The organism is Methylobacterium mesophilicum SR1.6/6, assembly GCF_000364445.2.
Classification (GTDB): domain Bacteria; phylum Pseudomonadota; class Alphaproteobacteria; order Rhizobiales; family Beijerinckiaceae; genus Methylobacterium; species Methylobacterium mesophilicum_A.
The window spans coordinates 492,775-508,805 of sequence record NZ_CP043538.1 but is presented as its reverse complement, the minus strand read 5'-3'; the positions used below and the strand labels follow the sequence as shown (position 1 = coordinate 508,805).

Sequence of the window (16,031 nt, the reverse complement as noted above, 5' to 3'; positions counted from 1 at the left end):
TTCTCGAAGAGCCGGTCACAATGCAGTTCCGCCCTTTGCGGTCTGCAGAGCATCAACTTAATCACCTCCGAATGACTCAAAAATTGATGCCCTATTTTGAATTTTTAACGTACCGGATCGCGGCGGCACTAATCGACGTATTCGTCAGCTCGAGCCAAGACGCTGTCTGAGATCTTTATATTTAGCTGATCTCTGGTTCTGAGATTTATAACGACTCTGTATATACTTGGCTGTTCCACCGGGATGTCGCGCACCTTCACGCCTTTTATCAATCTATCGATATAGCTTCCGGCCCTGCGAAATATGTCCGGAATACTCGTGCCGTATGACATCAGAGCGCCATCTTTAACGTAAAGCTCATTATGGAAGATGGACGGCAATCGCTGCTGTAGTGCGAGTGTGGCGATGCGTCTCCTTTGAACGACGAAAAGTGGATCGGGGTTTGCCGCAATGCAGGTATGACCGTCCTGCTGTACCCCAGCAAATGCCGCTTCGAAATTTGCGACACCGTGTATTTCAAGGGGTTCAATATTCAAACCTAGGTCGCGCGTTTCGAATTTTACCCGTTCCACATATTGATCTGCGCCGACGGTCTCGGTGTTTATCATAATTTTTGCACGGAGGATGCTTGGTATGGCCTCCCGTATAAATTCGAGGCGCTTTTCAATTAAATCGGGAAATTCTAAACCCGTGATGTTCTTTTCGGGGTGCGAAATGCTACTGACCAAGCCGCGTCCGACCGGATCGAATGCCGCGATAAATATTATTGGGGTTTTCGTTGTCGCTTTCTGAAGCGCGAGAGCCGAATTCAGTCCCGCGCCGATCAAGATATCCATATTTTTTGACGCAAGATCGGCGGCCATATCCCGGAAATTTTCCGGTAATTCCGCTGGAAATCGATGTTCGACTATTATGTTCTTGCCCTCGATATGTCCGTAGTCAGTGAGGCCCTGACGGAGAGCGTCCATGTATAGCGCTTCTTGCTCTGGCCCGGCTGCATGCCAAAGCAGTCCGATCCGGGGGATGTGACCCTGAGCCAGCGCAGCAGGGATGAGCGCATTTGCCCCCAAGCCGGCAGCAGCACTTGAGAGAAAAGCTCTCCGCAGCATTGCCCCTCGCAAATCAATGCAAAGCAATGTCCGAGAATGTATCGAAAATCGCCTGAGGTTGCCAGATACGGCTCAGCGCTGACGGGTGGCTTTGGGGTCGCGAGCCGATTACGGTTTGCCAACTCCCGTCGTGGTAATCAGACAGCAAATAAGGACCTGCTTTCGAGCGGTACTAGGGACGCTCCACATGATAGATATGGGTCGATAGGCTCGCGTCCGCCTTTCCGGCGGCGGCACCTCAAAGCCGATCATTGGAGCGAAGCTGGGCCGCTTGTTTGTCCAGCACTGCGAGATTTGACGGCTATCAGGCGGCCATGGGCACCGCGGTGGCCAGTTGTTTAAAGATCGCGATCGATCGTTCAAGCTGCTCCAGGTCGATGAACTCTTCCGGCTTGTGCGCCTGCTCCATGGAACCCGGACCGAGGATCAACGTCGGCGCCACCATGGCGAACTGCGAGCCATCACTGCCGAACGCGCCGACATCGGGCGAGGCCGCTGTGACGGAAGCGGCCAACTGCACCAGGGGATGTTCGATGGCCAGTTCGGGCGGCGTACCCTCCTGACGTACGACGAGGTCCAGGCCCTGACGGCGCGCGGCCGTCTCGACGCGCTCGATGACCCACACCGGATCGATCGCCTTCGAGTACCGGAACTTCATCCGGCAGGTCGCCAGCGGCGCTGTGATGTTGGTCGCCGTGCCGTGGTTGTCGACGATGATGTTGAGATCGCACCAGGGCGGCGCGTAGCTCGGATCCTGGAGTCGTGGATCGGCGCGCAGGGCGAGGTAGATGTCCCGCATCTCGGACAGGAACGGGATCAGGGCGATGTTGGCATTCAGTCCGTCCGCGGTCGAGGAATGGGCCTGGATACCGCGGGCCGTTGCAGTGAACTGCACGTCGGAGCGATGCCCGCGCAGGGGACGCAGGCCCGTCGGTTCGGCGACGAGGATGCCGGCGGGTGGGTGAGCCTTGAGCATCCGGCTCTCGGCGACGATGCGCCGAGCGCCGGCCTTGGTCGTCTCCTCGTCGCACGTCAGCAGCAGCATCGCGGCGCGGTCGGCGGGCAGGCTGCGGATGGCGACGATGGCCGCGGCCATCGGCCCCTTCATGTCGCAACTCCCCAGACCGTAGAGCCGATTGTTCTGGACGGCAGGTTCGAACGGATCGCGCGCCCAGCCGACCGGCGGCACCGTGTCCATGTGCGCCGAGAAGGCGAGGCAGCCGCGGGCCTCGCCGCGCAGGGCGACGAGCGCGGTCTTCTCGACGCCCTCCGAGTCGATAAAGTCCAGCCGCTCGACCGCAAATTCCGGCAGCTCGCTGACGATCAAATTGGCGAGTCCGCGATTGCTGCGGCTGCTGCGGGTGTCGAGCGCGATCAACCGCGAGGCCAAAGCGACAACTTCTGAGAGCGGAGACGACATCGCGTGATCCTGGACGGCGTGGACGCCGCGATCATAACGACGTCGCAGTCTCGCCAAAGAGCAGAGGTGAGACGCCGCAACGGCATCCTTCTCAGGCGACGTCGAGCGCGGCGTAGACCATGGCGCGGGCCAACGTGCGGTAATGCTGGCGCTGCGCGGCCGATGACGTCTGCATCATCAGCAGGGCGAAGAAGCCCGCCGCCGGATCGACCCAGAAGTAGGTGCCGCCGACGCCGCTCCAGAACCAGTCGCCGACGCTGCCCGGAACCGGCGCCTCGCCGGCCGCGAGACGGACCGCCACTCCCAGCCCGAAGCCGTAGCCCGGCCCCGGCGGATAGTAGGCGCCCTTCGCGATCGCCGTCCCGAGATGATCCGAGGTCATGAGCCGCACGCTCGCCGGGGCCAGGATCCGCACGCCGTCGAGGGCGCCGCCGGCCAGCAGCATGCGCAGGAAGCGGGCATAATCCGCGGTGCTCGACACAAGGCCGCCGTTGCCTCGCTGGCTGCGCCGCGGCTCGGTCGGGTCGTGGAAGGCCGGCCGTTGCCCAGGCGCCTGTGGCAGCGGCTCAGCGACGCGCGAAGCCCAGGCCGTCGGGATCCGGAACCGGGTATCGGCGAGGCCGAGGGGCGTGAGGAGGGTCGCGTCGAGGACGCCCTGCAGATCCGCGCCGCCTGCCACCTCCAGGACGCGGCCGAGCACGTCGGTGGCGTGCGAGTAGTGCCAGACCGTCCCGGGCTCGTGCTCCAGCGGCAGGCGGGCGATCCGCGCCGCGAAGGCTTCGTTGTCGAGATCCTCGGCGAGCAGGCCGTCGGCCTCATAGGCCCGCCGCGTCGGTCCGTCGCCGAGATAGCCGTAGGCGATCCCAGCCGTGTGGCGGAGGAGATCCTGAACGGTCGGTGCGGTCTGAGGGGGCGCGACGCTGCCCTCCGGATCCAGCACGCCAAGGCGCCCGAAAGCGGGGATGAAGTCCGCGACCGGCTGGTCCAGGCGCAGGGCGCCGTGCTCGGCGAGGACCAAGGCAGCGACCGAGACGACGACCTTGGTCATCGAATAGATCCGCCAGAGCGCGTCTGGCTCGAGGGCGATGCCCGCAACGCTGTCCTGGAAGCCGACGGTGCGCCGCCAGATGTCGCCGTCGGTGTCGCCGACGAGCAGGTCGACCCCCGCGATCGCACCGCTCGCGACATCGGCGACCAAGCGGTCGCCGAGGCGATCGAGGCGGGGGAGGGAAAAGACCGGCGCGTTCGGCATGGCCACGATGTAGCGCATGGCCGCCGCGACGGCATCGCCGGGGACCCTGCGCTATCCGACGTCGAAGGCGGGCTCGCCGTAGGGATAGAAGTCGCCGGGCTTCAGGTGCCGGTAGGGCAGGGCGTCGAGATGCACCGTCCCGACGAACGGCTCGGGCGGCTCGACCAGCAGGATCGTTTTCGCATAGCCGCCGTCGTCGAAACCCCGGCGGAAATGGACCCGGGACTTGATCGCCACCACGTCGAAATCCTCCGGCGTGAGGCCGAGGTCCCAGAGTTCCGCGGGCTCCATGATCTGGACAAGGAAGGGGCTGAGGACCAGCAAGTTGCCCCGGCCGAAGGCGACGCTGAGCCACGTGCCGGCACCCCGGCCGGTCGTGCCCTCGACGACGGCCTGCACCGTCCCGGTGACGCGGACCGGGATACCCGCCGAGGGCTCCGTCTCATCGCCCATGGGGCCGCCGACCTCCGCGTCGAACGGATCGCCGGCCTTCACGCCCCCGGCCAATAGCCGGTCCAGGAGCGCGGGCGAGGCGACCGTGGCGATCAGCGTGCGCTCCAGCCCCTGGGCCAGCACCTCGGTGAGGAGCCAGGTCGCCCGGCCCGAGCGGTCGCTGTAATCGGCGAGCACGACCGGCGCCTCGCCCAACCGCACGGCCTCGGAGGCCTTGGCGACGCCGTCCCGCATCGGGTGGATCGCGACGCTCGACACCAAGGCCGCGCGGTGCCGCCACGTCCAGGCCGCCATGTCGCGGGCGACTCGGTCGGCGAGATCGGGATCGCCGTTCGTCAGGACCTGGACCGCCATGCCGGCATCCGGCACGTCCGACCAGGGGAAGCCGAAGAACACGTTGACGAAGACGTCGGGCTCCCGCGCCTCCCAGACCAGGGCGCGCTGCACCAGGTCGGACCAGGGAGAGGCACCGGTCCACATCACCACGGTCGGGGCGAGGATCGGGATGGAAATCGTCCGGTGCGCCGGCCGGAAGCTGCCGCGGATCGTCCGCACCAGCATCCGCGCCGCACGCTGTCCCTGGAGATGCATGTCGTAATGCGGGAAGTACTTCACCGCGAAGGCTAGGTCGGCGTGGTGCAGGAACTCCGCATCCTCGTTGCCGTGCGGGTCGAAGGTCGCCGCGATGGGCACGTCCGGCCCTACAATGGCCCGCACCCGCCGCGCGATCTCGGCCTCGGGGCGTGGCACTCCGCGCACCGCCATCGCCCCGTGCAGCGCGAGGTAAACCCCGTCGAACTGTGCCCCCGCCTCCAGCTCCGCCAGCATCACCCCGAGGAAATGTTCGAACGCGTCCTGCGTCACCCAGCCTGAGCCGATCCCGGTGCGCGGCCAGAGCGGCGCGGTGAGGCCGACGAGGTCGACCCCCTCGTATTCCCGGGCGACCTGGACGAAACCGCCCATGTAGCCCTTCGGGTCGGTGGCGAGCAGCGCCTCGCCGCTTGCCGGGGAGCCCGGATAGACGAAGTCGTCGCGGGTCGTGTCGTTCGGCAGGAATGTCACGGTCTCGTGGGTGAACTGGAGCACGGCGATGCGCATCGACTGCGTCTCCTCAGGCCGGCCGGACATCGTAGAATTGCGGGAAGCCGGTGCGCAGGCCGGTCAGCCCGCGATAGGCCGTCGCCTCGTAGTAGGCGCCGAGCGGCAGGTACGGCACGTCGATGAAGAACTGCCGCTGGATCTCGGTGCAGATCGCCTTCTGGGCGGCGGCATCGGGCGCGGCGAACCATTGCGCGCGCAGCTCCTCCAGCCGCGGGGCCCGGGGCCAGCCGAACCACGCTTGATCGCCGTTGCCGCGGATGCCGAGCTGGCCGGCGGGATCGAAGTTGTTGGTGCCGTTCAGGTAAGTGACGAAGGTACTCCAGCCGCCCTTGTCTGGGGGCTGACGGCTCGCCCGGCGCTGCACCAGGGTGCCCCAGTCCATCGCGACGACGTCGACGTTCAGCCCGCTCTTCTGGAACGCCTCGGCGGCGACCAGCGCCAGCGGGTGGGTGGCGGGATAATCGGTCGGGTCGAGCATGACGACGCGCTCGCCCCGGTAGCCGGCTTCCGTGAGGGCGCGCTTCACCGCGCCGAAGTCGCGCGGGCCCACCAGCACCTCGGTGCCGTCACGCGTCGCCATCGGTGCGTCGGGGCTGAAGACGCCGACATGGTCCTTCCACAAGGCGCGCTCGTTGCCCGCGACCGCGCTCATGAACTCGGTCTGGTCGATGGCGCCGAGCAGGGCCCGGCGGATCGCCGGATTGTCGAAGGGCGGGTGCAGGTGGTTGAACCGCAGGCAGCCGATGCCGCCGACTGGATCGAGCAGCTCCAGCCGGATCTGCGGCTTGGCCCGGAGCAGCCCCTGCAGGTCCGGCGTCGGGTTCTGCCACCAGTCGACCTCGCCGGCGGCCAGGGCGCTTGCAGCCGTGGAGGCGTCCGGCACGATTCGCCACTCGACCCGGTCGTAATGCGCGCGCTTCGGCCCGGCGGTGAAGCTCGCCACGCCATCCGGGCGGGGCAGGTAGCCGTCGAAGCGCTCGTAGACGGTGAGCGCCCCCGGGACCCGCTCGTCCGCCTTGAAGCGGAATGGCCCGGAGCCGACCATCTCGGTGACCTGCAGGTTGGGATCGGTCTTCGCCAGGCGCTCCGGCATGATGCAGGGCATTGAGGTGCCGGTCTTGCCGAGCGCCGCGGGCAGCAGCGGAAAGGGCCGCTTCAGGCGGAACACCACGTCGCGGTCGGAGGCGGCGGTGAGCTCGTCGGTGGCCTCCATCAGCGCCCGGGCGAAGGCGTCGCGGGCGGCGAACCGGCGGATGCTCGCCACCGCGTCGCGGGCCAGCACCGGCTCGCCGTCGTGGAAGCGCAGGCCCTCGCGCAGGGTGAGCCGCCAGTGGCGGCCATCCGCCTCGATCGCATGCCCTTCCACCATCTGCGGCTGGAAGTCGTAGCGCGCGGTCTGGCCGTAGAGGGTGTCGAAGACGAGGTAGCCGTGGTTGCGCGTGACAGTCGCGGTCGTCCAGATCGGATCGATGACCGCGACGTCGCTTTCCGGAATGAAGCGCAGGACCTTTGCGGGCTGCGCCACCGCGGGCCGCACGACAGAGGTGGCGGCCAGTGCGGCGAGAACCTCGCGGCGCCTCATGCGCGATCGCTCGTGCTTGGCACCATCAAGATCATGCGCCCTTCACGCCGGTGGCTTCGCAGAGTGCCCTCGGATCAGCGGTGAGGCAAGTTGGAGCGCCGGACGAAGCGGTGTCATGACTGCAGGGGCGATAGGTCCGTTGAACCCGTCCCCTTCACCGCCCGAGGCGAAGGCAGCCCGATCCGCGCCGCGCGCCGCAGTCAGAAAGCCGATATCCAGCTTCGCGCCCTTCGCGCCCTTCGCGGCCACTGAAGGCGCACTCCTTTGACGCCGAAAACGGACACCAGCTGACGGTCAGCCGCCCGGGCTCTCCCCTCCCGCTCTGGTGAAAACGCGACGCGCATCCTGTCTCCCCTTGAAGCGACCAGCACCTCCCGGCATCTCATGATCATGCCTGACGCCATCCTCGACGAGGTAGCCTCGTCCGCTTTCTCGACGCCTTCTACGCACGCGTGCGCGGCGATGCGCTGCTCGGCCCGGTCTTCGCGGGAGCAATCCCCGACCACAGTTGGGCTCAGCATATGGCGACTATTCAGGCATTTTGGTCCTCGATCTTGTTCAAGACAGGCCGCTACAAGGGCAATCCGTTCGGCAAGCATCTCGCGCTCGAACAGCTCCAACCGCCCCACTTCGCCCGCTGGCTCGGCCTGTTCGAGGAAACGGCTCGCGCCCACTTCCCAAGTGAGGTCGCAGCCATCCTGATTGATCGTGCTCACCGCATCGGGGATAGCCTGAAGTCCGGCTTGTTCTTCCAGCCAGGCGTGTCGCGCGCGGCTGATGGCGCGACCCGGGTTTAAGCACCGGCTCGGACCGATCAGATCGCGGCGAGCGCCGTGCGCGGTCGACGGCAGTGGAGCAGCCACAGGACGATCGCCACGTTGACGGCGTTCCAGGCCAGCCCGTTAAGGAACGCCGCATGGTAGGACCCGGTGGCATCGAAGATCACGCCGGTGAGCCAGCCGCCGAGCGCCATGCCGGCCAGCGTCGCCATCAGCACCGCACCGATCCGTGCCCCGGCTTCTTCGGCCGGTAGGTACTCCCGCACGATGATCGCGTAGGCTGGCACGATGCCGCCCTGGAACAGGCCGAACAGTGCCGAGATCACGTAGAGCGAAGTCAGGTCGTCGAAAGCAAGATAGAGCGCGAGTGCCGCCGCCTGCAGCAGCGCACCGGCCAGCAAGGTCGCGAGACCGCCGATCCGGTCGGCGACGAAGCCCGAGGCGATCCGGCTGACGATGCCGAAGCCGAGCATCAGCGACAGCATTTGCGCACCCTGGGCGACACCGTATCCAAGGTCGCTGCAGTAAGCCACGATGTGGACCTGCGGCATTGCCATCGCCACGCAGCACGCGATGCCGGCCACGACGAGGAGGCCCTGGATTGCCGAGGGCGACAGCGCTAGCCCGGCTTGACGACCGGCTGCGCGCGTCGATGGTGCCGGTGGTGCCCGGCCGCGCATCAGCAGCGCGAGTGGCAGCATTGCTGCGAGGCAGAACAGGCCGATGCCGGCTTGCGTCGCGCGCCAGCCATAAGCGTGGACTCCGTGCTCCACCACCGGTGGCCAGAGTGTGCCCGCGAGGTAATTGCCGGACGCGCACAGCGCTACGGCAAGCCCACGTCGACGCCGGAACCAGCGCGACACGTCGGCCATCAGCGGACCGAACGCGACCGAACTGCCGAGCGCTCCGACGAGCACGCCGTGCGCGAGGGCGAATTGCCAGAGGCTCGTCGCGAGCGCGCTGAGCCCATAGCCCAGGGCGAGGCAGAGGGTGCCGAGGATCAGAGGCGGCACGATCCCGATGCGGTCCGCGAGGCGCCCCATCAGGAGACCGCCGACCGCGAAGCCGAGCATGGTCAGAGTATAGGGCATCGTGGCCGCCGCCCGATCGATCCCGAACTCGGCCTGGACCGCCGGGAGCACGACGACGACCGACCACATGCCAACACCGCCGACCGTGCCAAGCGCCATTGCCACGGTGAGACGACGCCAAGCGAGGCTTGAGTCAGTTGTCACAACCTCAGCCATTTTGAAGCGCATGCATCACCCGTCAGTGGCGCGTGTCACATAAAGACACTTTTGTTGCTGGCTGCGAGCTCGAGCGTAGCAACGATACTTCGGCGAACCGGCCGCTTTGCGCCCAACTCTGCCGTTTCAAGATTTTCGCGGCCTTCTCCGAAGCGAACCTTGGCCAAGGCCGGGCTGCAAGTCCACGTAAGTCACTGCAGGCTACCAGCTTCGATCAAACAATCGCCCCCGCCGAGGGCCTTGCCAGTAGTGACCGAGCCATCGATGCTGCGCTGCAGCGGATGGCCTGCGACGGGAACGACCCTTGGAAACGATCGGCCATGACCTGCGCGAGATGCAGCGCATCCCCCTCGCCGCATCGCATGTCGCCGCCTTGCGGGCGATCGGGGCCGAGAAGCATTACCCCGCGGGCGCCTTTCTCGTCCGTGCCGGTGATCCAGCCGATCGCTTCGTGTATGTCGAGGCCGGCGAGATCGAAGTCGTGAATCCCTTCACGGACGAGCGCCATCTCCCATCCACCCTCGGTCCCACCCAGTTCATGGGCGAGATCTCGTTCCTGAACGGCGGCGTCTGGTCGATGCCCATGCGGGCCAGCTCAGATACGGTCGTGACCGAGGTGCCGCGCCCCGAGATGCTGCGACTGATGTCCGAGATTCCGGAGATGTCGGACATCATCATCACAGTCCTCGCCGCACGGCGGCGACGGCAGCTCGACTCGCACGACGGCACGCTCGTGCTCATCGGCGAGGACGATGACCGGAGCGTGCGGCGGATCGCCGAGTTCGCGAGCCGCAACCGGCTTCCCTACAGGACCTATCCGCTGGGCAGCTCGGAGGCGGCGAGCGTCGCCACGGCTTGCTCGATCGCGAATAATCGACCGGCGGTCATCTTCGGCCGGGACGTGGTCGTGACCGAGCCGACGCCCGCCAAGATCGCGCGGCTGCTCGGCCTCGACTACAACCTCGTCGACGACGAGGCCTTCGACGTCCTCATCGTGGGCGGCGGTCCGGCCGGCGTGGCGGCGGGCGTCTATGCGGGTGCGGAGGGTCTGCGCGCGTTGGTCATCGAGGATGTAGCGATCGGCGGTCAGGCCGGCACATCGAGCCGGATCGAGAACTACATGGGCTTCCCGACCGGGATCTCGGGCGCCGACCTCGTCTGGCGCGGCGAAATCCAGGCGATGAAGTTCGGCACACGTTTCGCGATGCCGCGACGCGTGGCGAAGTTGGAACGGCTTGAGGACGGATCGTTTTGTGCGACGTTCGACAATGGCCGGCGCGTCCGGGGACAGGCCGTCGTCGTCGCGACCGGCGTCCAGTATCGAAGATTGCCGATCGACCGTCTCGAAGCGTTCGAGGGCGCCGGCATCTATTATGCTGCGACGGAGATCGAGGCCCGCTACTGCCGGAATGCCGAGACGATCGTGATCGGCGGCGGCAACTCGGCGGGCCAGGCCGCGATGTATCTCAGCCGCTCAGCGCGACACGTTCGTCTCTTGGTGCGCGGGCAATCGCTCGCCACCTCCATGTCGAGCTACCTGTCGAGCCGGCTGGAGGCAGACCCGGCGATCACCATTGAGCACGGGGCCGAGGTCACCGACCTGCACGGTGACGACCATCTCGACGCGGTGACGATCCGCACCGTCGCCGACGGATCGACGCGCAGGATTTCGACCTGTGCCGTGTTCGTCATGGTGGGCGCCGCCCCCAATACCGGCTGGCTATCGGGGCTCGTAGAACTCGATGGCCACGGCTTTGTCCTGACCGGAGACGCGATCGGCGCGCGTTCGCCCTATGCGACGTCGCATCCGGGAATCTTCGCGGTCGGCGACGTCCGCGCCAGCTCCGTCAAGCGGGTCGCAGCCTCGGTCGGCGAGGGATCGGTCGTCATCTCCAAGGTGTGGGAGCACATTCGGACGTAGAGCTCGCCGCCCGGCTCGCATACAATCGGAGCACCGCATCGACGAACGTCTGTTTCTGTGAAGATCGCAGGCTATCCTCACGACCACTTTGGGTAGATTTCCGCCGGTCGGCTTTGGGCGAGTGACGACGGATAAACGGACATCGTCGTCAGCGAAAATAAACTATGCTGCTGGCGGTAACTTGGCATCCGCCCGTCGACCTTGCCGCCGACGTTCGGGTGGCGTCGAGGACAGGGGCTTCGATCACGCGATGGTGCCGCCGCCGTCGACGCGGACGTTCGACCCCGTCGCGAAGGGTGTGGTGGCGAGGAACATCACCGCGTTGGCGATGTCCTCGGACTGGCCCACGCGCCGCGCCGGCAGCCTCTCGGCCGCCCCGGCATACATGGCCGCCCGGTCCTTCTCCGGCATTCGTGACCAGAGCGGCGTCTCGATCAGGCCCGGCGAGACGGTGTTCACCCGGGCGGGCGCGAGTTCGAGCGCCAGCCCGCGGGCCAGGCTTTCCAGCGCCGCGTTGATCGCGCCCTGGAGCGGGGCGGCGGCTTGGGGCCGCTCGCTCATGAAGCCCGAGATGAAGGTCAGGGTGCCACCCTCCCTGATCCGCATGGACCGGGCGATCCGGTAGGCTCCCCAGAACTTGCTCTCCATGGCCGCCTTCGCGGCATCGAGGTCCAACTGTCGGACGGGACCCCGCGCCGTCTCGGCCGCCGAGACCGCGATGTGGTCCCAGGGAGCCTGATCGGCGAAGAAGCGCTCGATGCCCGTGGCGTCGCCGGTGTCCAGCACGGCGGCGCTGGCGCCGGTCCCAAGCGTGCCGATGGCGACGTCGAGTTTCTCCTTGGAGCGGGAGGCGACCGTGACCTCGGCGCCGGCCGCGAGGGCCGCCGCCGCGATAGCCAGACCGATCCCGGAACTTCCGCCGACGACAAGGAAGCGTTGGCCTTTCAGCGTCTGCGTCGTCATCGGCGTTCTCCCGTTCTTGGATCGGCTATCGTGTCGTCGGTCACCCTGAAATGGCTCAGCCCTTCGGGGTGTACATAGCCTCGACCTCCCAGGAGCCCTTCGGCTGGCTGTGGAGCTGCCAGAAGTGCTCGGCCACCGCGTTGGCGTCCGCGGCGGTGGTGACGAAGCCCGCGACCGTCACGGTGGCGACGTGCACGCCCTTCTCCTTGAACGGCTCGAAGATGCCCTGCGCCAGAGCGCGGATGCCCGCCTTGCCGATGCTGAGCGAGAGGTACTGAGGGTGCGGCTGCAGCCCGAAGCCGCCGCCCGTGAACAGGACGGAGCCCGATCCGAGCTGGAGCATCTTCGGGGCTGCGGCCTGGGCGGCGACGGCAGCACCGCCGATGTTGACGGCGAGGTCGGTGTTGAAGCTGTCGCGCGGCTGGTCGGCCAGGGTCTGGTTTCGCATCGAGGCGGCGTTGAAGTGCAGCACGTCAATGCCGCCGAAGTCGCGCTCGACGCCCTCGATGAGCTTCGCGACGCTGGCCGGATCGCCCGCATCGACGGTGCGGACCTCGACCTTGTGACCCTTGGCCTTGAGCTGCTCGGCGAGGTCCCTGACCTTGCCCTCGTTGCGGGCGCTCAGGACGACTTGGAAGCCCTCGCGGGCGAAGCGCTCCGCGGTCGCGAGGCCCATGCCCGGGCCGGAGCCGATGCTGAGGAAGGTGCTCATCGTTTTTGTCTCCTCGACGTTTCGATGTGCCCGATGTACGCCTTGCACATGGCTGGATTAATCCGGCGCCTTTGCATTTCACTCGTGCAGTTTATGCAGGAATTACTGGACCAAGTCAGCCTGGACGAGCTTACCGCCTTCGTGGCGGTCGCCGAGGCGGGCAGCTTCGCCAAAGCCGCGGAGGCGCTCGGCCGTGACGCCTCAGTGCTGTCGCGGCGCGTGAGCCAAGTCGAGCAGCGCCTCGGGGTTCGGTTGCTTTCACGCACGACGCGGCGCGTGGCGCTCACGGAGGTCGGCGCGACTTACTGCCGGCGCGTCCAGGCGCTGCTTGAGGAACTGGCGAGCGCGAGCAGGGAGGCCAGCGACCATGCCGCCAGCCCGCAGGGGCTCGTACGGGTCTCCCTGCCGCTGACCTTCGGGCGGCAGTGGGTCTCGCCGCTGCTGCCCGGCTTCCTCGCACGGCACCCGCTGATCCGGCTGGACCTTCGCTTCACCGACCGCTTCGTCGACCTCGTCGCCGAAGGCATCGACGTCTCGATCCGGGTCGCGGCGGGCAAGCCGCGCGACAGCAGCCTGACAACCCGCAAGATCGCGACTTACCGGAACCTGCTGGTGGCCTCGCCGGGCTACTTGGCCGAGCGAGGTTCCCCGGCGACGCCCGCCGACCTCGCCGGCCATGCCTGCTTGGGTTTCACCGGCTACGCCGCCTGGCCCGACTGGCCGCTGACGAAGGGTGGTCGGCGGCACACGGTGCGTCCGGATTGCACCCTGGTGGCGGACCACTCGGAGGTGCTGCTCGCAGCGGCGGTTGAGGGGGCCGGCATCACCTTCACGGCCGACTGGCTGGCGGGGCCGGCCCTGCGGGATGGCAGTCTAATCGAGGTGCTGCCGGGCTGGGGCGGGCGCGAGGACGGCGGCGTCTACGCGGTGATGCCACCCGGACGCTTGGTGCCCGCGAAGACGCGCCTATTCGTCGATGAAGTCGCCTCAGCCATCAAGGCGGGGTGGGTGCGCTGAGCTGCCCTAACTGTGCACCCTGCACGTCCGCTTCTGAGAGAAACACCAACCCCAATCTACGACGGGGTTGGGTCGGACGCGGAACGACCGTTCAGGGTGGCTTCCTGCCGACCCGCTTTCGGGCGTCATCGCGTCGATGCAGACATCACCGCAGCGTCCGCCCTGGAGTTATGCTGACGGTTCCAGTTTCGCGAGGGCGTGACGATCTCTCGGAGTTGGAGCGGCTTCCGCAACCGCTCCACCCCTCGCGCTCCGCCGGGATCAAGGCGCCCCACCCGACCCCGGCGGGAAGCGGTGCGACGCGGCGCGGTCACTCAGGCGGGGATGCGGTCGATGGTGCTCGTATCCTCTTCCGCCACGCAGTTCTCGCGATGGCGGAACGCGCTGAGTGCCTGGTAGACCTGCAAACGGGCCCGCATGATCGAGCCGAGGGGGCGGTGGGCGGCGAGACTGTGCGCCGGGCGGAAGGTCATCACCTCGTCGAAGTAGCGGACCCGCTCGGGGGAATAGGCGTCCTGCCGTGGCAGGCGGACCGTCGCCACCGTGCGGTATGGGCTGACCGAGACCGGCCAGTCGACCGAGGCGTCTTCGATGGGCTGCTTCTCGGCATCCGCCCAGAGTTGCGCCTTCAACTCGAACACCACCTCATTTTCCCGGAAGAACGCGATCGAGGCGTGCCGGAAGCCGTCCTCGTCCTGGTGCGGGTCGAGCCGCCACTCGGAGAGCGCACGCTGGGCCTCGGTCATCGGTATTGCACCGAGCTTGGCCACGTAGTCGCCGAAGCGCACGGGCGCTTGGCTGAAGTAGCTGTCGGCGAGTGGGTGGCTGTAGGGGTGACCGAAAAAAATCGGCCATGGCGCTCTCGGCGCCGAAGGCGTGCAGAACCCGGTTGAGGTTGCGCGCGGTCGATGAGACGGCGCTCTTCACCCCCTCCGGCATCCCGGTCGACTTGCCGATGACGGTCCCGTCGCGCAAAAATCCCGCTGCTGTTCCGGACGGGAAGGTCGTGCCGGTGGCGAGTACAAAGTCCTGGGTATTGATGCCGTGGCCGGACAGTTTCTCGCCCGGCACGTCGAACACCTTGATCGACATGCCACGGTGAGTGGACACCCGGTCACCGAGGGTCTCGCCCGGACCCTGGGCGAACCGTACGGCCACCTTGTGCGTGCCGGGCGTCGCGAATAGGCCCTGAGCGAGTTCCGGCGGCAGGTCGGGGGCGACTGTCAGTTCGCCCGTCACGCAGGCGGAGCTCTTGGCGTGACTGGCGCGGACCGCGTGGTGCTCGCGCTTCTCGACCGTCTGCGCCTGCTGAGTCATGCCCTGGATGATGCCGTCGATAGTCTCTTGCTCGTTCGGCGCTGGCCTCTCGATGTCGGGCGCGTAGCGCAGGTAGGTCATGCTGATCTCTCCAGGCGTGCTGAATAGCGTCGTACCGAGGCATCTCCCAGGGGACGGGCGAGTTCCGGGTCACCCACGAGCATCACCTCTCACAGGCGTTCAGCCTGATGAGATCGCGCGGGAAGTTGGGGTCTGGGCGTATGCGACGCATTCGCCTCGTGATCTTCAGCGAATGTCCGCTTTCCGGAGATCTCGATACACGCTGTTAAGGCGAAGTTGGGTCGCAACCAGCCCGTCTGCTTAGGCTGGCTTCAGCGTAGGGAGCATCGGTTCGGGTGTCTTCTCGCCTCGTCGGCATGGGCCGGCGCGGAGATAGACGATGGGACATTCCGCATACGGTCCGGCTCAGAAAGGCCGGCCAGCCTGGAACGCTGGCCGCAAGCTCGGCGCCAAGCGCGCCCTCAAGCCTCAGCAGGTCTGGGCCATCCGGTTCTGGCTCGACCGCGAACAGCGGACACGTGACCGGGTGATGTTTGATCTCGCCATCGACAGCACGCTGCGCGGCTGCGACATCGTCAAGCTCTGGATCAGCGATCTCGTCAGTGGTGGGCGCGTTGGCAGCCGGGCTGTCGTCATCCAGCGCAGGACCGGCCGACCGGTGCAGTCCGAATGGCTCGAACCCGCGCGTGCCAGCATCCTCGCATGGCTGGAGGCGAGGGGTGGAACGCTAGACGATTATGCCTTTCCGAGTCGGCTCGACGGTGTCACCCGCATCAGCACCCGGCAGTATGCGCGCCTGGTCGATGACTGAGTCATGGGCATCGGGATGCGAAGTCAGGATGACGGCACCCACTCCTTCCGTCGCACAAGGCGTCGTTGATCTACGAACGGACCGGCGACCTGCGTGCCGTCCAAATCCTACTCGGTCATACCAAGATCGAGAGTACGGTCAGGTACCTCGGTGTGGACGTCGAGGATGCTCTGACCCTGGCCGAGGGTACTGAGATTTCAGCGCTCGGCCCCTCGGCTCCAATGTCGAGGAGCTCTCAAATTAGCCTGGCACTAAAGCGCCTATCTCGGTCATTCTTCCGAATCGAGTTGCCTCTCCGAAGCAGACGACGCGGAAACGCGGCCCAT

11 protein-coding genes and 2 pseudogenes are annotated in these 16,031 nt (G+C 66.6%); 4 read left to right on the top strand and 9 right to left on the bottom strand.

All coding sequences use genetic code 11. From position 1 onward, the window contains the following. Positions 1 to 128: 128 nt before the first annotated feature. The 5 genes from MMSR116_RS02385 to MMSR116_RS02365 form a co-directional block, all read right to left on the bottom strand. On the bottom strand, positions 129 to 1,109 hold the full coding sequence (locus MMSR116_RS02385) for an ABC transporter substrate-binding protein (protein ID WP_010686523.1): 981 nt from the start codon (positions 1,107 to 1,109) through the stop codon (positions 129 to 131). Positions 1,110 to 1,413: 304 nt separating this feature from the next. Then, positions 1,414 to 2,529: a M20/M25/M40 family metallo-hydrolase gene (locus MMSR116_RS02380; RefSeq protein WP_010686522.1), complete on the bottom strand. Its 1,116-nt coding sequence runs from the start codon at positions 2,527 to 2,529 to the stop codon at positions 1,414 to 1,416. A gap of 91 nt (positions 2,530 to 2,620) precedes the next feature. Then, the gene (locus tag MMSR116_RS02375) at positions 2,621 to 3,799 is read right to left on the bottom strand and encodes a serine hydrolase domain-containing protein (RefSeq protein ID WP_010686521.1); all 1,179 of its coding nucleotides are present in this window, start codon (positions 3,797 to 3,799) and stop codon (positions 2,621 to 2,623) included. Between the two features lie 33 nt (positions 3,800 to 3,832). Next, the gene (locus MMSR116_RS02370) at positions 3,833 to 5,332 is read right to left on the bottom strand and encodes a M81 family metallopeptidase (protein WP_010686520.1); all 1,500 of its coding nucleotides are present in this window, start codon (positions 5,330 to 5,332) and stop codon (positions 3,833 to 3,835) included. A gap of 13 nt (positions 5,333 to 5,345) precedes the next feature. Beyond that, positions 5,346 to 6,917: an ABC transporter substrate-binding protein gene (locus MMSR116_RS02365; RefSeq protein ID WP_010686519.1), complete on the bottom strand. Its 1,572-nt coding sequence runs from the start codon at positions 6,915 to 6,917 to the stop codon at positions 5,346 to 5,348. Between the two features lie 452 nt (positions 6,918 to 7,369). On the opposite strand from MMSR116_RS02365, the gene MMSR116_RS02360 reads away from it, so the two are divergent. Next, positions 7,370 to 7,714: a group III truncated hemoglobin gene (locus MMSR116_RS02360; protein WP_010686517.1), complete on the top strand. Its 345-nt coding sequence runs from the start codon at positions 7,370 to 7,372 to the stop codon at positions 7,712 to 7,714. 17 nt (positions 7,715 to 7,731) lie between these two features. On the opposite strand, the gene MMSR116_RS02355 is transcribed toward MMSR116_RS02360, so the two are convergent. Continuing rightward, entirely contained in the window at positions 7,732 to 8,943 is a 1,212-nt protein-coding gene (locus MMSR116_RS02355; protein ID WP_010686516.1) for an MFS transporter, read from the bottom strand. Positions 8,944 to 9,247: 304 nt separating this feature from the next. On the opposite strand from MMSR116_RS02355, the gene MMSR116_RS02350 reads away from it, so the two are divergent. After that, a complete protein-coding gene (locus tag MMSR116_RS02350; protein WP_010686515.1) occupies positions 9,248 to 10,864 on the top strand; it encodes an FAD-dependent oxidoreductase in 1,617 nt (538 codons plus the stop codon). Between the two features lie 243 nt (positions 10,865 to 11,107). Here MMSR116_RS02350 and MMSR116_RS02345 read toward each other — a convergent pair whose 3' ends face one another. Next, the gene (locus MMSR116_RS02345; protein WP_010686514.1) at positions 11,108 to 11,827 is read right to left on the bottom strand and encodes an SDR family oxidoreductase; all 720 of its coding nucleotides are present in this window, start codon (positions 11,825 to 11,827) and stop codon (positions 11,108 to 11,110) included. A gap of 55 nt (positions 11,828 to 11,882) precedes the next feature. Further along, the gene (locus MMSR116_RS02340) at positions 11,883 to 12,539 is read right to left on the bottom strand and encodes an SDR family NAD(P)-dependent oxidoreductase (RefSeq protein WP_039894461.1); all 657 of its coding nucleotides are present in this window, start codon (positions 12,537 to 12,539) and stop codon (positions 11,883 to 11,885) included. Between the two features lie 93 nt (positions 12,540 to 12,632). On the opposite strand from MMSR116_RS02340, the gene MMSR116_RS02335 reads away from it, so the two are divergent. Next, the gene (locus MMSR116_RS02335; protein ID WP_432419889.1) at positions 12,633 to 13,556 is read left to right on the top strand and encodes a LysR family transcriptional regulator; all 924 of its coding nucleotides are present in this window, start codon (positions 12,633 to 12,635) and stop codon (positions 13,554 to 13,556) included. A gap of 314 nt (positions 13,557 to 13,870) precedes the next feature. Here MMSR116_RS02335 and MMSR116_RS02330 read toward each other — a convergent pair. Next, positions 13,871 to 14,954 (bottom strand): annotated as a pseudogene (locus tag MMSR116_RS02330) (catalase family protein). Between the two features lie 319 nt (positions 14,955 to 15,273). Between MMSR116_RS02330 and MMSR116_RS31675 the strand changes: the two are divergent. Further along, positions 15,274 to 15,902 (top strand): annotated as a pseudogene (locus MMSR116_RS31675) (tyrosine-type recombinase/integrase); the annotation flags it as partial. Positions 15,903 to 16,031: the final 129 nt, after the last annotated feature.

Bases quoted from the DNA above. Each gene is read 5' to 3' on its own strand.
- MMSR116_RS02380 (WP_010686522.1), bottom strand. From the start codon at position 2,529: ATGTCGTCTCCGCTCTCAGAAGTTGTCGCTTTGGCCTCGCGGTTGATC.
- MMSR116_RS02385 (WP_010686523.1), bottom strand. From the start codon at position 1,109: ATGCTGCGGAGAGCTTTTCTCTCAAGTGCTGCTGCCGGCTTGGGGGCA.
- MMSR116_RS02375 (WP_010686521.1), bottom strand. From the start codon at position 3,799: ATGCGCTACATCGTGGCCATGCCGAACGCGCCGGTCTTTTCCCTCCCC.
- MMSR116_RS02340 (WP_039894461.1), bottom strand. From the start codon at position 12,539: ATGAGCACCTTCCTCAGCATCGGCTCCGGCCCGGGCATGGGCCTCGCG.
- MMSR116_RS02365 (WP_010686519.1), bottom strand. From the start codon at position 6,917: ATGAGGCGCCGCGAGGTTCTCGCCGCACTGGCCGCCACCTCTGTCGTG.
- MMSR116_RS02335 (WP_432419889.1), top strand. From the start codon at position 12,633: ATGCAGGAATTACTGGACCAAGTCAGCCTGGACGAGCTTACCGCCTTC.
- MMSR116_RS02355 (WP_010686516.1), bottom strand. From the start codon at position 8,943: ATGGCTGAGGTTGTGACAACTGACTCAAGCCTCGCTTGGCGTCGTCTC.
- MMSR116_RS02370 (WP_010686520.1), bottom strand. From the start codon at position 5,332: ATGCGCATCGCCGTGCTCCAGTTCACCCACGAGACCGTGACATTCCTG.
- MMSR116_RS02345 (WP_010686514.1), bottom strand. From the start codon at position 11,827: ATGACGACGCAGACGCTGAAAGGCCAACGCTTCCTTGTCGTCGGCGGA.